We start from the raw sequence: 22,172 nt of genomic DNA, 5'->3' as shown, positions 1-22,172 counted from the left end.
CTTGCCTTGGTCAAACTTAATATGCATAATTGGGCACATAGTCCTTTTTAAATACAATTTGGGCCATGTCTTCCTCCAAAGTTTCCAAAGGACTTTCCACAATTCGGTTGACTTCTTTTCCATCTTTAAAAAAGATGATGGTCGGCACTTTTATAATGTTCAATCCTTTCTCTTCTCCGGTCGGACTGGTTTTGTAGTGACCTTTTCGGTAATCCAAGGCGATGATTTCCAGTTGATCCATCGGAAAATCCGCCGCTTCCAATATTTTGATGAATCTGGGACTTTCCCGCTTACTGTCGCCGCACCAGGTTCCCAAAAAGAGTTTGATGTCGTATTCCGCTAGCTGTTCTTTGAAAAGTGCAACCATGGTTTCGTCGGGATGATAGCTGTTGTACCTGTTTTGAAACCAGTTGTTGTAAGGTTGGGATTGCAACCCTTCCAAATTGATTTGCCCCACCAAAAATTGTAAGCCGTTTTCCGTTTTGATTTCCTTGTTGAATTCTTGAGCCGAAACACAGAAAATGCATAGCATAAGCAAAGCGGTTAAAACTTGTTTCATGATTTTATGTGATTTATGGTTAGGTGGCCAAATTCACTAAAATCGATGGTTGAAATGACTTTTACGCGTTGGAAATCGGGACTAGACCGGGGTTGAAATTGAAAAATGGCAGGGAAAATCAAAACACCTATAAAAAGCATAACGCTATTATTTGTATAGCATAATGTTATTTTGTATTTTGGTCATTAAAATGCTAAAATGATATTGTCATGGAAACTGTAAAGAAGAAACAGTTTCCTTTTAGGTTCGATGAAGAATTGATCGAGGCTATTAAGGAAAAAGCAAAAGCACAAAAAAGAAGCCTGAACAATTACATAGAAGTGCTTCTTTATAAGGATGTTGGGAACATTCCCAATGAAGAGACCAAGAGGGCCATTGAGGATGCCAGAAATGGCGATGTTGAAGTTATCGACAACCTTGATGGTTGGCTGGATGAATTATAAGTCCAATGTTCAAGATTGTTGCTACCAGCAGGTTCAAAAAGGATTTAAAAAAAATCAAATCAAATAAAAGTGATTATGATTTGGTGGTAAAAGTGCTTAAACTACTTAAAAAAGAGGGTGTTTTGGGAATACCAAAAGAAATGAGACCGCATAGGTTGCATGGCAGGTATAAAGATAATTGGGAATGTCACATTAAACCCGACCTGCTGATTATCTGGATTCAGATTGATGCCGACAATGTAATCAGTCTAGTGCGGGTAGGCTCCCATTCGAAATTATTCAGATAGTGTACAGATTCAAGTCCATCCAATATAGGTTGGTGATTAAAAAGTAAACACATCCCTCTTTTATTTTTTGAAGCGGACAACCATCTCTTCTCGGGAAGAAACGCCGAGTTTCTTGTACAAGTTATTGATGTGTGTTTTTATGGTGCTCACGCTCACAAAAAGTTCTGAGGCAATCTCTTTATTGGTCTTGTTCTCCAGCATCAAGTTGACAATTTTTTGCTCTTGCGGGGTTAGCTTTTCAAGTAGTTGGGAGGTGTTGCTCTTTTTCTTTTTTCCTAGGAAAAACAAAACATTGCCCAAAATGGAAACAGCCAAAAGGGCAATTATGGTCCTGTTCCATTTGGATGATTTTGGTCGATTGAAACTGGCCAGTTCTTTGTCGGTAGTAATTTCGGCTTGGTATTGATGCGTGAATTCTGCCTCGGGGTAGGTGCTGGCCAATCTTTCGGACAAGTTTTCGTAATACTCATTGTTCGTAAGGTCTTCCAAATAAAACCTAAAGGTTTCGTTTCTTTTGTCGGACAAAAAATCATAAATGTAAAGCTCTGCCAAAGGTTCGTTGGTGTTCTGTCCAAAGCTGTGCAAGTTTTTAAACCATTTAACCAAGTTCAATTTTTTGTTGGTCTCGCTGGGATAGTCCCCAAAATCGTAGGCCATGTGCTCTTTTAACCCTTCAATTTCCAATAACAGTCCCGAATTGGGGTTTGTGGAAGATATGGTGCAGAGCGATTGGTCTTCAAAAGAAGTAGGGAACTCGAGCGTATCTTTGTTGTTGGCTATAAAAAGCACGTTTTTGCTGTTATTGCACTTACCCAAAAAGTGATTGGCGCCCGTGTTGTCCGAACAACCGTCCAAATGAATGCGATAGATTCGGTTTTGTTCGTTGAGATTGTTTCCTTCAAAATAAAAATGGCCCAAGGAATCCACCTTTGTCTTTTGAACGATTTGGTCGAGGTACACACGGGAAGATTTACGGTAATCCTCCACCAACGATAAGTAAATGGCATTGCCTGTATTTTCCTGGGAAACCTCTCCAGAAAAACGGTATTGCCCCCAAAGGGCAGATGAGTTTATTGCTAATATGATAAGGACAAAAAACCGCATTTGATATCCGATTCGGGCTAAAAATAGTGGTTTTTATGTAACAAAAGTGTTATTTTAACTACTTATAGGTATCATCAATCAAAATCAAAAAAAATGAGTTTCTGGAGAGTTTTGTTGGCCATACTGTTTCCGCCTTTGTCAGTTATCGGAAAGGGTTGTGGCTCTATTCTTATTGTATTACTTTTAACCCTTTGTGGATGGGTTCCGGGTGTAATAGGAGCCCTGGTTATTTTAAACAACACTAACTAAAAATCTTATGAAAAAAATCCAAATCTTGTTATCGGCAATGTTGGTTGCCCTGACCTACGCATGCAATTTTACGGAGGAAATCCATCTGAAAGAAGATGGTTCGGGAAAATTGTCCATCAATTTTGATGGGTCCGAACTTATGCAAATGGCTGGCGAAGAAATGGCCAAGACCAACGAAAAGCCCGTAGATTCAATTATTTCCTTTAGAGAATTGTTGAAAGATAAAAAAGACAGTATTGCCCAACTGCCACCAGAGGAACAGGCCAAATTGAAAAAATTGGAACCGTTTAACATGCGAATGGTGATGGACCCCGAGAAAAGTGTGATGATGTTCGACCTTTTCAGCGATTTTAAGGATGTAAGCGAAATGAACGATGCTTTCAGTACCTTTCAAGAAGCCAGTGCAATAGGGGGCAATGCCAATCCGCAGCAAGAAAAGATAAAACCTGCCGACCAAGCAACAGAGGTGAATTACTCATTCAAGAAAAATACATTTACCCGAACCTCCAAAATTGTGGACCAAGAGATGTTTCAGCAGCAATTGGACAGTCTGCAAGGTGCCGAAATGTTCCTGTCGGGCTCTACCTATACACTTAAATATCATTTTCCGAAAAAGGTGAAATCCACTACAGTGGAAGAGGCCACCTTTAGTGCCGATGGAAAGACGTTAATCTACGAAGTAAACTTTTTGGATTTGATGAAAGACCCCTCGGTTTTGGATCTTGAGGTGGAACTGGAGAAATAGTTTACCATTACAATGCTTTGTATCTTTGTGGCATGAACAAGAAAGTTGCCCTTCAAGATCTAGGATGTAAGGATTACAAGGAAACTTGGGATTACCAAGAAACGCTGTTCAAGGATATTGTGGACACCAAGGTGCGCAACCGACGGGAGGATGCAGGCCTTGAAACCCCAAATCATTTTTTGTTTGTGGAACACCCGCATGTGTACACTTTGGGGAAAAGTGGCGACATCAATAATTTATTGGTGGATGAAAAAGTTTTGAAAGCCAAAGGGGCCACATTTTATAAGATCAACCGAGGCGGGGACATTACCTACCATGGTCCGGGGCAAGTGGTTGGCTATCCTATTTTGGACTTGGACAATTTCTTTACGGACATTCACAAATACCTTCGTTTTTTGGAAGAAATGGTAATCCTTACCTTGGCTGAATATGGCCTAAAGGGACAGCGCTCCGAAGGAGAAACCGGTGTTTGGCTGGATGTGGGCACTCCCTTTGCCCGAAAAATTTGTGCCATGGGCGTGCGCGCGAGCCGTTGGGTGACCATGCACGGTTTTGCCCTGAACATAAATACCGACCTTGGTTATTTTGATATGATGATTCCCTGTGGCATCAAAGACAAAGCGGTTACTTCCCTGAACGTGGAACTGGGTCAGAAGGAAGTGGATATGGAGGAGGTAAAGGTAAAACTCCTAAAGCATTTTACTGCACTTTTTGAGGCGGAAATGGTTAAGGAAGGGGCTGGGGTTTAGGGCTTCGATCTCGATCTACTTTATACTTATCCGTTAATTCAGACAGTCCACCTGTCAATTCAGAGAGTGTATCCATCAATTGGCAACTTGATCTCTATATTATACCTATTACTTTTCTCATAGTTTAGTGAAATAAAAAACTATGAGTTACAATTCATATTTTGGTTATATAGAAAGTCTAGGAGGTAATGGCTGGTTAAGAGTTAAGTTAAATGATGGTTTTATTTGGCCTTTGCCCGAATTTTTAAAGGTTTTGGTCACAAAATCAGGAGATAGGGAAGAATTTGAAATTTTGGAAGGACGCTTCAATGGTAAAAAGGCGACTGTAAAGAAAAAAGGATGGCGGTGGGACCAATGGGATTGGGATATGTCTTTTTTTGAAGATGATATCCGAGAAGGCCACCCACATAGAGGGGCTGCCGAAATGAGATTTTATATTAAATCAAAAAAACTGGAAATAGACGGTTTAGGTGAATTTTACGCCAAAACACAGGAAGATAATCCACCTCCTTTAGGAAAATATGATATTGAAATTCCTTATGAACCACACCCTGGTGGGGATTATTATACAGGACAGTCAACGTATGCTAAAACTTGGTTTAGAATCGGACATTCAGGAGACAGATTCCTTCATTGTGGAAATGTATCCGCTGGTTGTATTACGGTTAAAGATATTCATAGGTGGGATGAGATTTATAAACATCTTATCATATCGAGAAAGGATTTTGATAGTATTGGAACAGTAGAAATAATAGATAAATGAAGATAGGTGTTCGTTTAATAGTTGCAGTTTTTCTTTTTTATCAATGTAATGGAGTTAGTGATTCTTCCAGCGAGTGTGGAAATATTATTAAAATCAATGAATTGGAAAAACTAAAAGTAAAAGATACTTTATCGGGTTTTTGGGCGAATACAGATTATGATCAAGAATTTGAGTTCGATACACTTAATGGGGACTTTGTAATTTTATTTTTCAAGAATATCTCTGATGAGAAGAGGTATAGTATTCTTTTAAATGAAGAGGTGAAAAGCAAAAACTTGGGGAATAAAGTAACTTCAAAAGGAGGAGATTTGATTGTAAGTAATGAGGCAAAGCTAATAAGTTTATATGGGATTGGACCGAACAAAAAAAATCAATTAAAAGACAACATACTTATTGTGGCAGATAACAATAAAGTGGTTACGGAAATTTACAAGAACGCTTGTGAAGATGACATTATAGATATTTTGAACAAGAGGAAAACTTCATCCAGTAAAAACAAAACACCCTAGCCGGCGCTAGCCTCTAGGCTCGTGCCTTGTATAAGTAAAAACAGGTTCTGCAAATATTTCTTACCTTACTACTTGCACATTTTAGCCACAGGTGGGTTCAAATCCGTAAAATAAATTTCTGTTTAGGGGGTTCCCATCATGTCGCCGATAACTAAATTCAAAACACCATGAAACAATTTATCATAGCAATTGCCTTGGCAGGAGTTTTAATTTCCTGCAAGAATACCAGTGAAAACAAAAAAGATGCAGACGACTCTGCTGTTGCGGGAACAGTTGTTGACAGCACCGATAATCAGGCTGAAACCAACTACGTTCCCATTGATTCCGATGAAGCTTTGATTGCAGTATCCTTGATGGCCGCACCAGAGGCAAGCAGATCTGGGTGCACAGTCATTGGGTATAATATGGCGGGTGAATTCGTAACACTTCGGGAAGGGGATAACGAATTCATTGTCCTCGCCGACGACCCTAAAAAATCAGGATTCAATGCGGCTTGCTACCACAAAAGCCTGGAACCTTTTATGGCCAGAGGCCGAGAATTACGAGCTGAGGGAAAAACAGGACCTGAAATCTTTGATATTAGAGAGAAAGAAGCAAAGTCGGGCAAACTGGATATGGGGAAACCGGGATCCACCCTTCATATTTATTATGGGGAAAGTGATTTGTACAACCCCAAAACAAATGAGGTTGAAGGAGCGCAATACCGTTATGTGGTCTATTTGCCATTTGCTACGGCGGAATCTACGGGGCTCCCTGAAAAACCCGTGGGCTCAAATCATCCTTGGATCATGAACCCCGGAACGCACAGGGCCCACATTATGATTTCGCCTTTACCGGATAAAAATAAGAATTGATTTAATCGAAAAGAATTCCCTGCATGCTTGCATCGGGGTTTTCATTGCAACTGTCATTCCCGTGAAAACGGGAATCCAATAATGGAATTTCGGTTTTTGACCCTGGTGTAAAATGGAACCAGTGAAATATCACTGGGGATAGTTGGTTTCAAGAAATACTTTATTAAAACCGAGGCTCGCACCTCGGTTTTTTGTTTTCAATATGATTGAAAGGAAGCTTTAAATAGGTTTTTATTCTACTTTTTCGCCATCCGTCAATTGAGAGAGGGCATCCGTCAATTTACGGTATGCTATCCGCACTATACTTGTTACTTTCCCCGCCAAAGCCGAATTAGCCTTGGTCATAATAGCATAATCTTACATCTAAAAATGAAAAAAGCAAACCTACTTATTGCACTATTGATTTGTTTTACCGCATCAGCGCAATTCGATAATGGCTTTGGTATCAAGGCTGGCACCAATTATTCTCAGTTTCGCCCAGATGTAGAGTTCAATGGTGAAAAAGTTCAGGACTTCCAAGGAAAAATAGGGTATTATGTTGGTGGTTTTTTTAATATCACTATTTCTGATAAATCATGCATAAGGCCTGAATTACTGTTGGCCAACCAAGGAACAAAAACTTCAAGTGAATTTTACGTGGAATATGTAGATTTTAGTGACCCTATAGTGGGTGAAGTTGTTACCAAGGTAAATGAATTGATGATTTTACTGCCTATTGATTTTAGAATTGAATTGGTTGAGCGTTTTTATCTGGAACTGGGCATTCAGCCTGGTTATGCGATAAAAAGAGTTGGAGTGACAAAAAAAGTCCCTTTTGATTCTTCATTGGAGGGAGAAAAGGAGACGTATTCCGATTTTGATGAATTTGATTTTGGTTTAAATGGGGGGCTAGGTTTTGATCTTACCAATCAACTGGAGTTGAATTTGAGATATAGTTATGGCTTGATAGAGAGAGACGATACTATTAAAACCTCCGTAATCAGTTTGGGGCTAGGATTTACATTATAATAAATAGCACTTTGAAATATTTCAATCATAGAAAAGGCAATATCAAGAGGAGGGTTAGGCTTTATAATTTTTTAGTTGACTCAATTGTATTCTTCATTGCTGTTGTGCTGGTTTCAATGCTATTGAAAAAGTATGTTGAAAGGGAAAGCCTTAAATACTTTATGATTCCATTATACTATGTTTATTATTTTGTTTTTGAGTCTACATCCGGTCAAACAATTGGAAAAATGATTACTAAAACTAAAGTTGTTAGTGTAAATCATTCCCAAAGGGTAGGCTTGTTAAACATTTTTTGGAGAACAATTTCAAGACTGATACCTATTGATATTTTCTCGTATCTATTTTCAAATAGAGGGATTCATGATATTTTATCTCAAACACAATTAAAGAAACTTTAAATCAAATAAACCATATAGAATGAAAAAAATGAAAAATGTAATAGCTCTAGGATTGATGGTAATAATGCTCTCAAGCTGTGCAACAATTTTTGGAGGTAAAGTAACCCAGCATCAGAAAACCAAACCAGCTCCAGGAGAACAACAAAGGGAAGTTCGAGTGGTGGCTTTAATTGCAGACCTTGTATTTTTTTGGCCAGGAGCCATAGTGGATTTTGCTACGGGAGCAATTTACAGACCGAAAAGGTAAGCTTAAACCCTGCTCCTGTCTCACAAACTAACCCCTAGACGATTATAATAAAACATCTGTAATCAGTTTAGGACTTGGATTTAAGATTCAAAAATTAATCAAACACAACCATAAATTATGAAACAATTAAAAGTTTGTCTTTTAGCCTTTTTAGCAATGGCCTGTAGCAAAGATGATGCAAGCGATTCTACGCAAACCGATTTGCTTATTGGTATATGGATGGAGTCTGGCAGTGGTGTTGTGGGCATAGATGATGGTACAGATGAGTTTTTTCCGTATGACGATTACTGTACACTTCAAAGTCGCTTCATCTTCAATAAGGATGGAAGCTTCAGAGTAGAAACATTTGATGGTACCGAAAATGATTGTTTCAGTACTGGGGTTACTACGGGTACTTGGGAAAATCAAGGTGAATCGTATCATTTCAAAATTATTACAGATACTTCGGATACATCTGATGAAGGAAATGGGGCCAACATTACTATCCAATTCCCTGATTCTGATACCATGCGCTGGATTTTTGAAAATGATTCAGAAGAAGTGGATTACAGTTTTGAAGAGTATACCCGAGTCGAAGGATAAATCCTCTTGACCATAAAAAGCGTAGAAGCAAACCTCTATTTTTTATGTGAAAAACAATTAAACAGTAACCATAAATTATGAAACAATTTAAAATTTACCTTTTGGCCCTTTTCGTATTTGCCTGTAGTAAAGATGATGCTGCATCTGATTTACCTTTGGATGAGCAACTGCTAGGTAAGTGGACATTGACCAATTACTACGACGACACTTTTTTTGTGGAAGGTGAGTATGGAGTAATAGAACAAATGGTACCCGAAGAAACGGATTATGGAATTGAATTTACCGATAACCCCAAAGAAATAAAGACTACCGGTTTTTTACGCTATTCCAGGGAAGAATATGAAATAGTCAATGGGGAAAAGGTGTTCACCGGTTCGACGGGGACGAATTTTATGGATGGAGATGATGGGGAAGGGTATCATGCGGGTACTTGGAAAATCGAAGAAAGAAAGCTTGTTGTCACCGATTCTGTCCAACAAGGACCTGATGAGTTTGAAGAGTATTCCTCAATATCATCCATAGAATTGAGCGGGGATAATTTGAAATTGACCCTGGACAACGCTCAATTTGGTTCACATTTAAAGGGAGAAATTATTATTGAATATAAGAGACGATAAAAACGCTGTAAAAATAAAAAAAACCGAGGTGCGAGCCTCGGTTTTTTTTATTTTATAAAGTAATGACCTATTTACTGTACTGGGTCAAAACCATGCTGCCTGTTAACTTTCCTTTTTTGTTGTAGGATTCTTGTTTTACCATACCAACCCCTTTGGCAAACCATGTGCGGGAAGGAAATGTTTGGTTGGCCATCATCATTTTGGTCTTCGTTTCGCTGTAGATTACATAACAGTCAAAAGTACCGGCTGGAGTGGTCACGCTTTCTTGCTTTTCCACTCTGCGGTTGATGGTCTCCACATTGGTGTTCATATTGATGGCTCCGCCCATCTTCATTTTAAGCTCCATATTGGCATCGGGCAACTCTTGTCCCACGGAAAGATTGTTGGGCAATTCCACATCGGTGCCCGACATATCCATTTCAACATCGCCCATTTGGCTGAGCATTTGGTCGTTCATCAGAGATTTAAAATCTATTTTGACGACGTTGCCATCGCAAGCAATCTCATAATCCGAAGTATAGGTGTTCCCTTTTCTGTCCACCATTTCCATCATCATCGTGGCGCTTACATTGTCGCCACTGCTTTCCACATTGGTGACTGTGTAGTTGATTTGTCCATCCTCTTTCCCCTTTTTGTTATAATTGGTGTATTGAAGGTTGGCCCCATCAACCAACGGATAGTATGTACTGCAAGTGGATTGTGCCTGTGATATGGGTGCTGCTAATGCGGCAAGTAGTAGTAATAGAAAATATCGTTTCATGTTTTATTAAAGTTTAATGAATTCAACTCGTCGGTTTTGTGCTTTGCCTTGTGAGGTGCCATTGTCGGCAACAGGTTCCGCTTCTCCTTTTCCTTCGGAGTTCAGTCGGTTCTCGGAAATCCCATAAACGGAGACCAGCGCTTTTTTAACGGCCTCGGCCCGGTCTTTGGAAAGTTTCATGTTGCTTTCGTCCGAACCATCAGAATCGGTATGTCCCACAATGTTGAGGCTCATAGCGGAATCTTGATTCAACACTTGGGAGATTTGGCGGATTATACCCATGGATTGTGGTAAGATATCCGCCGAACCGGAGTTGAAACGTATGCCGTTGGTGGAGATTTTTCCTTCGGCCATGAGTTTCCTGCGTAAATCAACACCACCTTCTGCAATTTTCAGGTTGCTGATCAATACTTGTTCCTGTCTCTTTTGTTTGTCTATACCAGTCACATAAAACTTTACATAGTTGATCAATTCTGGTTTTACGATGAATTGGGGAAGATCGGCAACCTTTATCTCGTTTAGCCAAAGGCGGTACCTGTTTTTGTTTACGGCTATGGACACATGGACCACATCCTTGTAAACCTCTCGTAAGTCTTGTTGTAAAGTGTTTTGTATGGGAGCTGGATCTCCCTTAAAATTGTTGTCCACTCTTACTCCGATTGCTATGTATTGGCAAAAGTTGAGGTTGGCCAATACATTGTTTTCGTTAGTGGTAAGTCCTAAGGTTTCGGAAAAATAGATGCCCAATTTGGCACCAGAACCCGTATTTCTGCTTAAGTTAACCACTTTAAGGTCAAACTCCATAGTAAAGTCCTCGGGAAGGGTGGTGCCCAAATTGGGCACGGTAATACTTCTACTGGCCACGGAATACCATTTGCCAGGTATGGAGCCAATCGTGACCACTTCCCCGGAACCGTTGGTATTCCATTTGGAAGGAAAATCGCCCATAAACTCATCGTTGAAGTCATCGAAGAATAAAGGTTTGTCACCTGGTACAAAATCAAATTTACTGTAGACTTCAATAGTTTTTGGACTGCCCGCTACTGGGCGGGTTGAGGTACTGTTTTCGGTATTGGTGCCCGTGGGGTTTCCATTTTCCGAAGGGGCTCCCGGAGCTTGTTGTCCTCCAGAACCCGGCTCCAAGATGCTGTCGAGTGCTTGGTCCGTTTTTTTAGAGGTTTCTCTTTCTACTCTTCTTTCAACTGTGCGTTCAGCTGCCTTTTCCGCTTTTTTGGCCAGTTTTTTAAAGAACTGAGCCTCTCCGCTGGTGCCCAGCAATAGGGCAAAGGACAAACAGTAGAATAGTTTGTTTGAGGTTTTCATTTAAAAGTGTTTTTAGTTTGTTGATAAAGCAATACTGTCCAAACTACTCAAATAAAACCCTCGTACAGACTAAAAATGTATGTTTCGTAACAATTATTGTACAGGTTGCAATAACAAAGTAAACTAGTTTATTTTGTATACGATCAGGGAGTTTTCCTGATCTTTGGCCACCAATTCCAGTCTTCTGTCATTGTCCATATCGGTAAGGTCGATCAACGAGCTGCCAAATACGGGAAAATTTGGGATGGGTTTCGCTTGGCTATCGTACAAATAGATCTGATGGTTCTGTATATCGGTAACTCCTACATATATTTTATCGTAGATGTAAAAGATTTTAGGTTTGGAGTATACGCCCAGTTCCAATTCTACTTTCTTTCCTTTAATACTGAGAATATTGTCATCCATAAAAACCAAGGTATTGCTTGTGGCATAAAACCCGTGATCGGGATTTAGGTTAAAATTGGTAGCTGTCAATTTTCCGTTCGTATCAATTTGATGCAGCACACCAGTTTTGTTGGTTACCGAGAACTTGTTTTTATACAGGAACACTTCATTGTTGGAAAAGTCTATCTTTTCAGGTACTTTAATCCGATCGCTTCCCACCCGGTGTAAAATTCTGAGGGTACTGTTGTCCTGTTTAAACACCAAGTAATCCTTGTTGCCTACCCTAAAGTGTTTGGGAGCATCCAAGATATTGCTAGGAGCATCGGTAAAGGTAAATCCGCGAACTATCTTGCCCTGATTGTTGTACATATATACTTTTTGGCCTTGGGTGACCACAAAGCGGTAATTTCGACTGCCATCATAATCAAAAACGGCCAATGGGTTTAGGTTGCCGCCTTCAAAATCAATAGTAAAAGGAGGAACTTCGTCGCCATTGCGGTCCAAAATCAAAAATTGGTCGTTTGTGGTGAAGGCGAGCTGTAGTTTTCCGTTTTTGTAAATGTCAACTTGTTCTATCTCGCCTTGGATTCTGCCGTCCAACTGTTTCGTCCAAAGTACTTTTCCATCGGTAGAGATGAGATAGAGGACATTATTTTGGTCCTGTACCACAATTTCCTGTTGTTTGGTCCTGTGGTTTTTTACAAACTGGGGGTCTGTGGCCAAATCGGTGTTCAACTCCAAAGTAAATAGGGGGGACACTGTGTTTCTTTCCTGGTTCTTTTCAATTTTTGATACCAACAGATTGAAATGCCCAAAACCATTGTCCATTACCATTTGAGATGCAAAAACCTGTTCCTTGAAATCTTTGTCTTTGATGCCCTCGAATACCTCTGGGGAAAGTTCCTGTTCGGCAAAAAAATCAATCCCCGAAGCATTGGAAACAAAAAGCATGCTGGATTCGTTCGCCAAGGATGCCTTTGCTGTTTTAAAACCCTGGTCACCGTTAAAAGAAGAAGCGTTTTTATGGTTACTGATGATGGTCTGTAGCGCTTCCTTCTCTTCCGAAAAAATAAAGCTGTTCTCCAAGATCGTGCAAAAATTGGATTGAAAATCTTTGACCAAGGGCGTAAAACCTTCTTCAACAATATTTGGATTTTCGAGCTCTATAATTTCACTGCCCTGGTAGTCCTGAGAAGCCGTTTTTTTACTATCCAAATAATCATACAAACTTTCGGTGCCATAAGATTTTAAAAGGACGACCTTTTCGTTGTTCAAATAGATTATCCCAACTTCTTCAATGGTATTGAATAGGGAATCGGTTTTCTTCACTCTGTCCAAATAGATGTTCTGGTTGTTGGCGAACACTTGGTAATCGTCAAAAGTATAGGATAGTATGGCCTGTGCAGTTAATGGTGCATAGGAAGGTGTTTTGTTGGCCAAGGGAGATGTGCCCTTGAATAAATTGATGAAATTTTTTGTGGAATCGGGAGCCATGGCTACGCCGCTCAAGTTAACTTCGTCGGAATTTGCTGTGAAATCCAAAGAAACCCAAGAAGAAAATGGATTGTCCATGGTTTTATCTTGCTCTTTTAGTGCTAACAAAGATGTATTGCCACTAGGGTTGATAAATATAGTGGCCGACTTATCGAGCGAACTTGCCTGATAAAGTTTTTTCAGCGTAGGGTCCACAGGTGTATTTTCACTAACTCTGATGAGGTTTTCCATCAGCATCATGGAGGAACTCAATAAGATGTCGTTGTTTTTCCGTAGACTATAGACTTCTAGGCCATCAAGATTGTATTTGGTTACATTGATGCCTTCGTAGGTTAAGGTTTCCACGGTTTTGTTGGACACGCTGTCTACATTGAAAATACCGGAATCATTTTTGGTGGCCAAAATATAGTCGTGGTTGTCCTTGCCTACTTCGTAAAGTGCGAGCACACAGGTTTTGTCGGTAGAAAGATGTTCCAGTCCCTGAATTTTATCGGCAACCTCTTTTATGTTGGAAAAACCCTCAATACTTTTAAGGTTGGAGTTGTTTTTTAGTTCGCTCTTAAAATTGGTCAGGTTGTTGATCTTTAAAACGAGTGAAGGATTAGGGGGCAACTGTTCCAAAAGGGAATCTTTGGTCTTTACCTCTTTTGTACAGGATGCAATAAATATGGGAAGCAAACAAAAAAGTACCTTTGATCTCATTCTTTAAGTTTGACACAAAGTTAGGATTTTTAAATATCCAGCGTCAATTGTTCGGGTAGTTGCCTAAAGCTTCTTCTGTGGTATTTGGTAATGCCGTACTTTTTGATGGCCTCCCTGTGTTCCTTGGTCGGGTATCCCTTGTTCTTTTTCCAGTTGTACATGGGAAATTCTTCATGGATTTTGGCCATGTATTCGTCTCGATAGGTTTTTGCAAGTATAGAGGCAGCGGCGATGCTCATGTACTTTCCATCTCCTTTAATTATACATTCGTGGTCAATATTGGGGTAGGGTTTAAAACGGTTTCCATCAACAATTATAAAATCAGGCTGTGGATACAACTTCTCTATGGCACGGTGCATGGCCAAAAAAGAGGCGTTTAAAATGTTTATTTCATCGATTTCATCCTCAAAAACGTGACAAACGGAGAAAGAAACTGCTTCTTTTTCCAAAATTGGTCTCAACATGTTCCGTTTGACTTCGGAAAGCTGTTTGGAATCATTTAATATGTCATTATTGAAGTTTTTTGGCAATGTAATCGCTGCAGCAGTAACGGGACCAGCTAAACAGCCTCTTCCAGCTTCGTCGGTTCCAGCTTCAAAGAAAGAACAGTAACATGATTTTAACATACTTCTTAAAAATTTAACAAATGGTTTCTGCAGAAAAACATAATTACTAATAAAAGGTTAAAAAAAATCCTACATACCCAATAAACAAGGCTTTGGCTTGCATATAATATGTTAAAATTATGAAAAATGTTGATTAATGTTGTCGTAACATACGAAGTGCAAGGTTGTTAATTTTTTTGAATATTAACTTTTTATATTGATTTTTGAGCGGACTAATTCAAAAAATGAAATAAATGAGAGCTAAGTTAGCATGGATGCTAACACCTTTCTTGGTGTTATGCATGTCTTTCTCTTTTGGACAAGAGAAAACAGTTTCAGGTAACGTGACGGACCAAAACAGTCTGCCACTTCCTGGTGTTTCCATAGTCGTTGTAGGAACGTCTAATGGTACACAAACAGATTTTGATGGAAATTACACCATCTCAGCTTCCGAAGGACAGGTTTTGCGTTTCAGTTACATCGGTCAGGCGACCGTAGAAAGAACTGTTGGTGCATCATTCACTATCAATGTGCAGATGCAGGACGATGCCCAGGCCTTGGAAGAGGTGGTAGTTGTAGGTTATGGTACCACAACAAAGCAAGCCTTTGCGGGTACGGCGTCTGTTGTTGAGGCCGAAGCCTTGGAGGTAAAATCATTTTCTAACGTTTCCCAAGCATTGGCAGGTGAGGTTGCGGGTGTTTCCGTAATCAATACATCCGGACAGCCGGGTACTACTTCCACTATTCGTGTAAGGGGTTATGGTTCTGTTAATGGTAACCGAGATCCTTTGTATGTGGTCGATGGTGTTCCCTTTACAGGAAGTATCAACTCCATTAACCCTGCGGATATCAAAACTACCACAGTATTAAAAGATGCCACGGCAACCGCAATTTATGGTTCTCGTGGGGCCAATGGTGTTATTTTGATTACCACCAAATCAGGTTCTGCCAATGAATCTTACATTGAAGTGGATGTGAAGTCTGGTTTCAACATGCAGTTGATACCAAGGTATGACGTAATCACATCTCCAGAAGAGTACATAGGTTATGTTTGGGAAGGTATTCGTAATGGTGCTGCCTTGGATGGTGAAGAAGATCCTGTTGCTTTCGCAAACGATAATCTATTTTCCGTGAACTATGTGCATCCTGGATACAATATGTGGAACGTTGCGGATGGAGGTGAGTTGATCGACCCTGCAACCAGTACCGTTAGACCGGGAGTAACAAGAAGATACACGCCTGAGAGATATGCCGATTTGGCTTTTGATGCAGCCATTAGGACAGAAACCAACCTTAGAATGGCTGGTGGTGACGAAAAAAGCAAATACTTTACTTCAATTGGGTACTTGAACGATAACGGTTACGCCCTTAATACTGGTTACCAAAGATATACGGCCAGGTTGAATGCCGATTCCCAAGTTAAGGAATGGTTGAAAGTTGGAGTGAATGCAGGATATGCTTATTCCAAAAGCCAAAACAATGGTCAGACCGTTGGTTCTGAAAACTTGTTTGAGTTTGCCGACAAAATGGCGCCGATATTCCCGGTATTCTTGAGAGATGAGAACGCCCAATTGGTGGAAGACCCAATATTTGGAGGTTATCAGTACGATTACGGTACAGCTTCTGGATTTAGATCAAGACCAAATGCTGACCAGTTGAACCCGATTGCTTCTGCTTTGTATGATTTTGTAGGTACGAACAGACACGAAATCAACGGTAATTTCTCCTTGGATATCGATATTGCAAAAGGATTGACCTTTGAAACCCGTTTTGGTGCACAGTTTGCCACTGAGCGTTACAAGTCGTTCACAAACCCATTCTATGGTGGTGGTATTTCCACTGGGGGCAGTTTGTTTCAAAGGGACAGAAATTTCTTGACTACCAACTTCTTAAAACTGTTGCGTTACCAGACTGAATTTGGCAGCCACTCCATTGAGGCCTTGGTCGCACATGAGAACAACCAGTTCGAGAGAGAGCAAAGCGTGGCCTCAAAAAGATTGGCCGTTCACCCCGATATTTATGAATTGAACAACTTTGTTGTTTCGCAAGGACCTCCTTCCGGTTTTTCCAGAGGATATAGCATTGAGTCTTACTTTGGTCAGGTGAACTATGATTACGACAAGAAATATTTCTTGACCGCTTCGGTACGTAGAGATGGTTCTTCCAGGTTTATCAACGAAAAGTGGGGTACCTTCGGTTCGGTCGGTGCTGCATGGGTTATTACCAACGAAGACTTCATGTCCGGTAACGGTGTTTTCGATTTCTTGAAGTTGAAAGCTTCTTATGGTGTTACTGGAGATCAGGCAGTAGATGATGAAGATTATTATATTGCATATGACACGTACGACATCAATAACTTGAACGATCAAATTTCACTTTCTATCAGGGACAATGGAAACCCAGATTTGACATGGGAGACCTCCAAAATGTTCCAGACAGGTGTCGAGTTTGGTCTCGGTAGATATTTGGATGGTGTTGTTGACTTCTACAGCAAAAAGACGGACAACCTGATTTTTGAGAGAAGGGTTGGACCTTCCCAAGGTATTGCAATCGTTACGGTTAACGATGGTGAATTGTTGAACCAAGGTATCGAATTCAACCTTACTAGCCACATTTTTAATAAAGAGGATTTCAAATTGGATTTCTCTATTAATGGATCCCATATCAACAATGAGATTCTTACGATGCCACTTGAGCCTTCAACTGGTGAGCCAAGAATATTGGATACATCTGCAACTCCTTATGGATATTCAAAGGGAAGTTCTATCTATGATTTCTACATCAGGGAGTGGGCTGGTGTAAATCCGGAAAACGGTGTTGGTCAATACTATCAATACTTTAACGACGCTAACGGTAACGGCACCCTTGATGATGGTGAAGACGGTATTGCTGATATGATGGCCTACATGGATGAAAATCCAGACGCCAACATTGAAAGACAAGTCACGGAAACCTATGCCGATGCAACACAGAAGTATGTAGGTAAATCTGGTATTCCTGATTTGTTCGGAGCATTCAGATTGGCAGCGCAAGTGAAGAATTTCGATTTCTCTGCACAGTTTACCTACAGTGTTGGAGGATGGGCGATGGACAACCAGTATTCTGAGTTGATGAGCGATAACTTCGGTGCGGCCTCCACAAACTTCCACAAGGATATTTCCCAGAGATGGCAAAACCCAGGGGACATTACAAATGTACCACGTTTGGATGATGCCACTGGTCAGGATCAAAGGGTAAATACCACAAGATGGTTGACAAGTACGGATTATCTTGCCTTTAACAATGCCAAAATCGGATATACGTTACCCAAAAAAGATGTTGAAAGAATGGGGATTGACAACGTGAACATTTGGTTGGCTGGTGATAATTTGGCAATCAAAACCGCTAGAGAAGGTTTTAACCCATCTGTAAGAGAGAACGGTGCTTCGGCAAGGAGAATTTATGCTCCGTTGACTACCGTGACCTTGGGTGTAAGAGTTAAATTTTAGAAAAAAAAGTTATGAAAAATAGTAATATTAAATTATCAGTTATAGCCGCACTATTATTGTTGGCAGGCTGTGGAAAGGATTTCTTGGACGAGCAACCGTCCGAGTTCTTGACACAAGAGCAAGTTGGGGAGGCGGCTGCCGTTAACCCAGCTGTAATTGAAGGAACAATTTCGGGTATCTACTCAACAATGTTCGCTACCGAAAGTGGTGGTACTACAAACCATGATGACTTTGGACATAAGGGATATGATATCTACGGCGATATGCTTTCCGGCGATATGGCACTTTCTGTAAGTACCTATGGTTGGTACAGGGCCGATATTACAGAGTTCCAGTCCACACAGGATTTTACCAGAACGAGAAATTACATGCCCTGGAGGTTCTATTTCCGTGTTATTCGCTCTGCGAACTTGGTGATCGATGCCCTGGGCGGTAATGATGTAATTCCTCAAATAGAAGAGAATAAGTTTTTGATGGGACAGGCCAAAGCACTTCGTGCCCATGCTTATTTCTATTTGACCCAATACTTTGCAAACTCCTACGACCCTTCAGCCGAAATCCTGCCTATCTACGATAGCCCGGACGACCTGAATGGGCCAAAGGTGACTACTTCGGAGATTTATGCGCTGATGGAAAAAGACCTTAACGAGTCTATTTCTTTGTTGGACGGGTTCTCCAGAAGCTCAAAGGGCCAAGTGGACAAAACCGTTGCCCAGGCCATCCTGGCATATGTGCTGGCATCCAAAGGAGACAGCCATGAGGAGGTCATGGATTTGACCGCCGATGTGATAAACAATGGTGGCTATACTTTGATGAACTCGGAGGAAGTCTTGGGCGGTTTCAACGATTTGAACACCTCGGGATGGATCTGGGGCGTTGACCTAACGGTGGATGCCGGTCTTGGACTTGTTTCTTGGTGGGGACAAATGGACCTTTTCACCTATAGTTATGCCTGGGCAGGCGATGCCAAGGCTATCGACTCCGACCTTTATGCGGCCATTCCAGAGGATGATGTGCGTAAGCAACAGTTTGCCGAGCCGATCGGGGAATATACGGACTTAATGCCTTTGAATAAATTCTACCACCCGGACAGGGTAATAGGTGGTCAGGCCAACATTACCACTGATTATGTTTACTTAAGGGTGGCGGAAATGTATTTATTGCACGCAGAGGCTGCTGCCAAGGCAGGTGATGCCGGGGCTGCACGAACCATATTGAAGGATTTGCTGGCAGAGAGATTGCCAAGTACGGCCTATGTCGATGGTCTTTCGGGGCAGGCGCTATTGGACGAGATCTATCTTCAAACCCGTATTGAGCTTTGGGGAGAGGGAAAAAGCTACCTTTCTCTAAAGAGAAACCAAGGAACCGTTGTTAGGGGAGATAATCACCTTTCCAATGTGGGCGTTCCGATCAATTACGACGATGAAAGATTGACCTTTGAGATTCCTCAGTCGGAAATTCAAAACAATCCAAGCATTTCAACTCAAAACTAGTTTTGAGCTGTTATATAAGTTTTAATGGAAACCCCGCCAATTGGCGGGGTTTTTTATGCATCAACTTTTCACATTTCTTTAGTAACAAAACTTTTACCTTTGCCCAACCAATATCACGGAATGAGATTTTTAATATTGACCCTGCTTTTATTTTTTGGCCATGTCCTAATGGCGCAGCAAGACTCGCTACCGCCAACAAAACAGGCGGATTCCTTGCAACTTCAGGGTAAAGACTCCCTTTTGACCAAATCCAAGGATTCAACAAAGCGAAAATTAAAAGATAAGGGAATGGGCAAGTTGGCAGCTAAAAAGGAAGACTCCATCAGCATCCGTGATTATAAGATAATTTCCTATCAAAGGGATACTACCTATGTGGACACCACTTTAACAATAAAAAAAGAATACAAGTATAATTACCTTAGAAAAGATGATTTTGAGTTGATGCCTTTTGCGAATATGGGACAACCTTATAACGAGCTTGGCAAGAGCTTTTTAGGAACATCCTATTATCCCCAAATAGGAGCTACAGCAAAACATCCGGGATATTTTGAAAAGGAGGACATCAACTATTATAACGTGCCTACTCCGATGACGGAGCTTATGTTCAAGACAACCATGGAGCAAGGACAGTTTTTGGATGCATTGCTTACCTTTAATGTATCCAAGCGATTTAACGCATCCATAGCCTACAATGGTTTTCGCTCATTGGGAAAATACAGGTATGAAGAAGCTCAGGACGGGAAGTTTAGGGTAACCTTTAATTATCTCACACGGAATGAAAAATACGGCCTTCGTGGACATATAGCGGCACAAGAGATGCAAAGCGAAGAAAGTGGGGGGCTGTTGGATAGAACTCAGTTCGAAGACAATTTGCCCGATTTTCAGGATAGGGCAAAAATCGATTTACTGTATACCGATGCCAACAATCGAATATTGGGAAAGCGCTATTTCCTGGACCACCAATATAAATTGGTCAACCACAAAAAAGATTCAACGGACAAAGAACCAACCATCTTGGTCATCGGACATGAGTTTAGTTACGAATCCAAAATATACGATTTTGGACAAACCCGACAGAATGATGCATTTGGTCAAGATCCGTTTTTAACCCCAATTGAAGATAGGGCCCGGCTTAAAACGATGTTCAATAAGGGAACAGTGGAGTTTTCAAATAGAACCTTGGGCAGATTGTCTGGTAATATAAGCCTGTACAACTATAATTACTTTTTTAACAGTCTTCTTATAACTGAAGAAGAAACCATTCAAAACAAATTGAAAGGTGAGGAAATTTCGGTAGGAGGGTCATATAGCAACACTTTGGGGCCATTTTTTCTAAAAGGCAACGTAAACTACACTGTTTCCGGAGACCTTACCGGTAATAATTTTGATGCCATGGCGAGATATCGGTTGAATGACAACAATTCAATAACGGGCGCCATACATATTTCTTCACGGATGCCGGACTTTAATTATTTGCTCTATCAAAGTGATTATCGCAATTTCAATTGGCAAAACAACAACACTTTCGAAAAGGTGCAAACACAGAGTATCAAGTTTGGTTTCGATTCAAAATATTTTGGTCAGTTGGAAGCAGCGTATAGCGCAGTGGACAATTACACCTACTTTGCATCTACCGCAAGTGAGGAAGAAATAGGATTGGGGCAAGAAACTGCTTTTGTAAGGCCTTTTCAGGAAGCGGGAACCATAAATCACCTAAAGGCGAAGTATAAAAAAGAAGTGAAGTGGCGAAAGTGGGCCTTGATGAACACCATAATGTATCAGGAGGTGACCCAAGACAATCAAGTGCTCAATCTTCCCCAAGTGGTTACAAGGAACAGTCTGTACTTTTCAAGTGATGTATTTAAGAAAGCTATGTTCCTGCAAACAGGAATAACCTTTAAATATTTTACATCATATAATATGAATGCCTATAATCCCTTGTTGGGCGAGTTCTATATTCAGAATAACGAAGAATTGGGCGGTTATCCACTATTGGATTTTTTTATAAATGCCAAAGTAAAGCAAACCAGAATCTATTTAAAGGCAGAACACCTTAATTCCATTTTTTCAGAACCAAATTATTACTCCGCACCAAATTATCCGTATCGCGATTTTGTGATTAGATTTGGGTTGGTCTGGAATTTCTTTTCGTAAAATTTGATAAGAAACAAAACAAGGGAATACTGAAAAACAAGCACTTATAATTTAATTGATTTTTTTTCGAAAAAAATATCAAAAAACATTTTGTAGAGATAAAATAACGTGCGTATATTTGCACCCGCTTAGCTGATAAGGCAGGGCGTTTGCGAGAGGAGATTTGGATTGAAATTCTGGGTTTTTTCGAGCAAAAAAGATTAAAGAAGTTCATATACATATTGTAACGACAGCGTAAAGAGAATAAGAACCATTTTGATGCAGGGACTCGGATTTCCGGGTGTCGTACAGACATTCAAGGAAATACAATGAAGAGTTTGATCCTGGCTCAGGATGAACGCTAGCGGCAGGCCTAACACATGCAAGTCGAGGGGCAACACGGAAAAGCTTGCTTTTCTGGTGGCGACCGGCGCACGGGTGCGGAACGCGTATGGAACCTGCCCCTGTCAGGGGAATAGCCCAGGGAAACTTGGATTAATGCCCCATGGTATCGTCATATCGCATGATATGACGATTAAAGATTTATCGGACAGGGATGGCCATGCGTACCATTAGTTAGTTGGTGGGGTAACGGCCCACCAAGGCAGCGATGGTTAGGGGCCCTGAGAGGGGGATCCCCCACACTGGTACTGAGACACGGACCAGACTCCTACGG

At 40.7% G+C, this 22,172-nt stretch carries 22 protein-coding genes and 1 rRNA gene; 17 read left to right on the top strand and 6 right to left on the bottom strand.

The window, feature by feature from the left end; genetic code table 11:
* Window positions 1–16: 16 nt before the first annotated feature.
* Window positions 17–559 carry a thioredoxin family protein gene (locus AC13CS_RS02435; protein ID WP_293169388.1) on the bottom strand — a complete coding sequence of 181 codons (543 nt, stop codon included), beginning with the start codon at window positions 557–559 and terminating at the stop codon, window positions 17–19.
* A gap of 209 nt (window positions 560–768) precedes the next feature.
* On the opposite strand from AC13CS_RS02435, the gene AC13CS_RS02430 reads away from it, so the two are divergent.
* Both AC13CS_RS02430 and AC13CS_RS02425 read left to right on the top strand, forming a co-directional pair.
* The gene (locus AC13CS_RS02430) at window positions 769–1,002 is read left to right on the top strand and encodes a toxin-antitoxin system HicB family antitoxin (RefSeq protein ID WP_293169390.1); all 234 of its coding nucleotides are present in this window, start codon (window positions 769–771) and stop codon (window positions 1,000–1,002) included.
* Window positions 1,003–1,007: 5 nt separating this feature from the next.
* Window positions 1,008–1,289, top strand: coding sequence for a type II toxin-antitoxin system YafQ family toxin (locus AC13CS_RS02425; RefSeq protein ID WP_293169392.1), 282 nt, complete (start codon window positions 1,008–1,010; stop codon window positions 1,287–1,289).
* A gap of 60 nt (window positions 1,290–1,349) precedes the next feature.
* Here AC13CS_RS02425 and AC13CS_RS02420 read toward each other — a convergent pair whose 3' ends face one another.
* Window positions 1,350–2,393 carry a LuxR C-terminal-related transcriptional regulator gene (locus AC13CS_RS02420; protein WP_293169394.1) on the bottom strand — a complete coding sequence of 348 codons (1,044 nt, stop codon included), beginning with the start codon at window positions 2,391–2,393 and terminating at the stop codon, window positions 1,350–1,352.
* A gap of 93 nt (window positions 2,394–2,486) precedes the next feature.
* Between AC13CS_RS02420 and AC13CS_RS02415 the strand changes: the two genes are divergently transcribed.
* From AC13CS_RS02415 to AC13CS_RS02365, 11 genes are all read left to right on the top strand, one after another.
* Window positions 2,487–2,642: a YqaE/Pmp3 family membrane protein gene (locus AC13CS_RS02415; RefSeq protein WP_014032109.1), complete on the top strand. Its 156-nt coding sequence runs from the start codon at window positions 2,487–2,489 to the stop codon at window positions 2,640–2,642.
* 7 nt (window positions 2,643–2,649) lie between these two features.
* The gene (locus AC13CS_RS02410) at window positions 2,650–3,387 is read left to right on the top strand and encodes a hypothetical protein (protein ID WP_293169396.1); all 738 of its coding nucleotides are present in this window, start codon (window positions 2,650–2,652) and stop codon (window positions 3,385–3,387) included.
* 32 nt (window positions 3,388–3,419) lie between these two features.
* The gene (gene lipB, locus AC13CS_RS02405; protein ID WP_293169398.1) at window positions 3,420–4,136 is read left to right on the top strand and encodes a lipoyl(octanoyl) transferase LipB; all 717 of its coding nucleotides are present in this window, start codon (window positions 3,420–3,422) and stop codon (window positions 4,134–4,136) included.
* Between the two features lie 142 nt (window positions 4,137–4,278).
* Complete coding sequence (locus AC13CS_RS02400; RefSeq protein ID WP_293169400.1) at window positions 4,279–4,899, top strand: hypothetical protein; 621 nt, start codon at window positions 4,279–4,281, stop codon at window positions 4,897–4,899.
* Window positions 4,896–5,408, top strand: a complete 513-nt coding sequence (locus tag AC13CS_RS02395; protein ID WP_293169402.1) for a hypothetical protein — start codon at window positions 4,896–4,898, stop codon at window positions 5,406–5,408. The genes AC13CS_RS02400 and AC13CS_RS02395 overlap by 4 nt, the downstream gene beginning before the upstream one ends.
* Before the next feature lie 167 nt (window positions 5,409–5,575).
* Window positions 5,576–6,262, top strand: coding sequence for a hypothetical protein (locus AC13CS_RS02390; RefSeq protein WP_293169404.1), 687 nt, complete (start codon window positions 5,576–5,578; stop codon window positions 6,260–6,262).
* A 369-nt stretch (window positions 6,263–6,631) separates the two neighbouring features.
* Window positions 6,632–7,270: a porin family protein gene (locus tag AC13CS_RS02385; protein ID WP_293169406.1), complete on the top strand. Its 639-nt coding sequence runs from the start codon at window positions 6,632–6,634 to the stop codon at window positions 7,268–7,270.
* A gap of 11 nt (window positions 7,271–7,281) precedes the next feature.
* Window positions 7,282–7,668, top strand: a complete 387-nt coding sequence (locus AC13CS_RS02380) for an RDD family protein (RefSeq protein ID WP_482888342.1) — start codon at window positions 7,282–7,284, stop codon at window positions 7,666–7,668.
* A 19-nt stretch (window positions 7,669–7,687) separates the two neighbouring features.
* Window positions 7,688–7,915 (top strand): hypothetical protein, encoded by a 228-nt coding sequence (locus tag AC13CS_RS02375; protein ID WP_293169409.1) that lies wholly within the window; start codon window positions 7,688–7,690, stop codon window positions 7,913–7,915.
* Between the two features lie 117 nt (window positions 7,916–8,032).
* Window positions 8,033–8,497, top strand: a complete 465-nt coding sequence (locus AC13CS_RS02370) for a lipocalin-like domain-containing protein (RefSeq protein WP_293169411.1) — start codon at window positions 8,033–8,035, stop codon at window positions 8,495–8,497.
* Window positions 8,498–8,574: 77 nt separating this feature from the next.
* On the top strand, window positions 8,575–9,114 hold the full coding sequence (locus AC13CS_RS02365) for a hypothetical protein (RefSeq protein ID WP_293169413.1): 540 nt from the start codon (window positions 8,575–8,577) through the stop codon (window positions 9,112–9,114).
* Window positions 9,115–9,181: 67 nt separating this feature from the next.
* On the opposite strand, the gene AC13CS_RS02360 is transcribed toward AC13CS_RS02365, so the two are convergent.
* From AC13CS_RS02360 to AC13CS_RS02345, 4 genes are all read right to left on the bottom strand, one after another.
* Window positions 9,182–9,874: a TapB family protein gene (locus tag AC13CS_RS02360; protein WP_293169415.1), complete on the bottom strand. Its 693-nt coding sequence runs from the start codon at window positions 9,872–9,874 to the stop codon at window positions 9,182–9,184.
* 6 nt (window positions 9,875–9,880) lie between these two features.
* On the bottom strand, window positions 9,881–11,197 hold the full coding sequence (locus tag AC13CS_RS02355; protein WP_482888341.1) for an OmpA family protein: 1,317 nt from the start codon (window positions 11,195–11,197) through the stop codon (window positions 9,881–9,883).
* A 123-nt stretch (window positions 11,198–11,320) separates the two neighbouring features.
* Window positions 11,321–13,777: a ribonuclease HII gene (locus tag AC13CS_RS02350; protein ID WP_293169419.1), complete on the bottom strand. Its 2,457-nt coding sequence runs from the start codon at window positions 13,775–13,777 to the stop codon at window positions 11,321–11,323.
* 29 nt (window positions 13,778–13,806) lie between these two features.
* Entirely contained in the window at window positions 13,807–14,403 is a 597-nt protein-coding gene (locus AC13CS_RS02345) for a ribonuclease HII (RefSeq protein ID WP_293169421.1), read from the bottom strand.
* A 233-nt stretch (window positions 14,404–14,636) separates the two neighbouring features.
* Here AC13CS_RS02345 and AC13CS_RS02340 point away from each other — a divergent pair, with 233 nt between their 5' ends.
* The 4 genes from AC13CS_RS02340 to AC13CS_RS02325 form a co-directional block, all read left to right on the top strand.
* Window positions 14,637–17,870: a SusC/RagA family TonB-linked outer membrane protein gene (locus tag AC13CS_RS02340; protein WP_293169423.1), complete on the top strand. Its 3,234-nt coding sequence runs from the start codon at window positions 14,637–14,639 to the stop codon at window positions 17,868–17,870.
* A gap of 11 nt (window positions 17,871–17,881) precedes the next feature.
* On the top strand, window positions 17,882–19,363 hold the full coding sequence (locus AC13CS_RS02335; RefSeq protein WP_293169425.1) for a RagB/SusD family nutrient uptake outer membrane protein: 1,482 nt from the start codon (window positions 17,882–17,884) through the stop codon (window positions 19,361–19,363).
* Between the two features lie 120 nt (window positions 19,364–19,483).
* Window positions 19,484–21,517, top strand: coding sequence for a putative porin (locus AC13CS_RS02330; protein ID WP_293169427.1), 2,034 nt, complete (start codon window positions 19,484–19,486; stop codon window positions 21,515–21,517).
* Between the two features lie 305 nt (window positions 21,518–21,822).
* Window positions 21,823–22,172 (top strand): 16S ribosomal RNA (locus tag AC13CS_RS02325); the annotation flags it as partial.

The organism is Flagellimonas sp. B-3, assembly GCF_056857835.1.
This window is presented reverse-complemented; position numbering and strand designations above follow the sequence as displayed.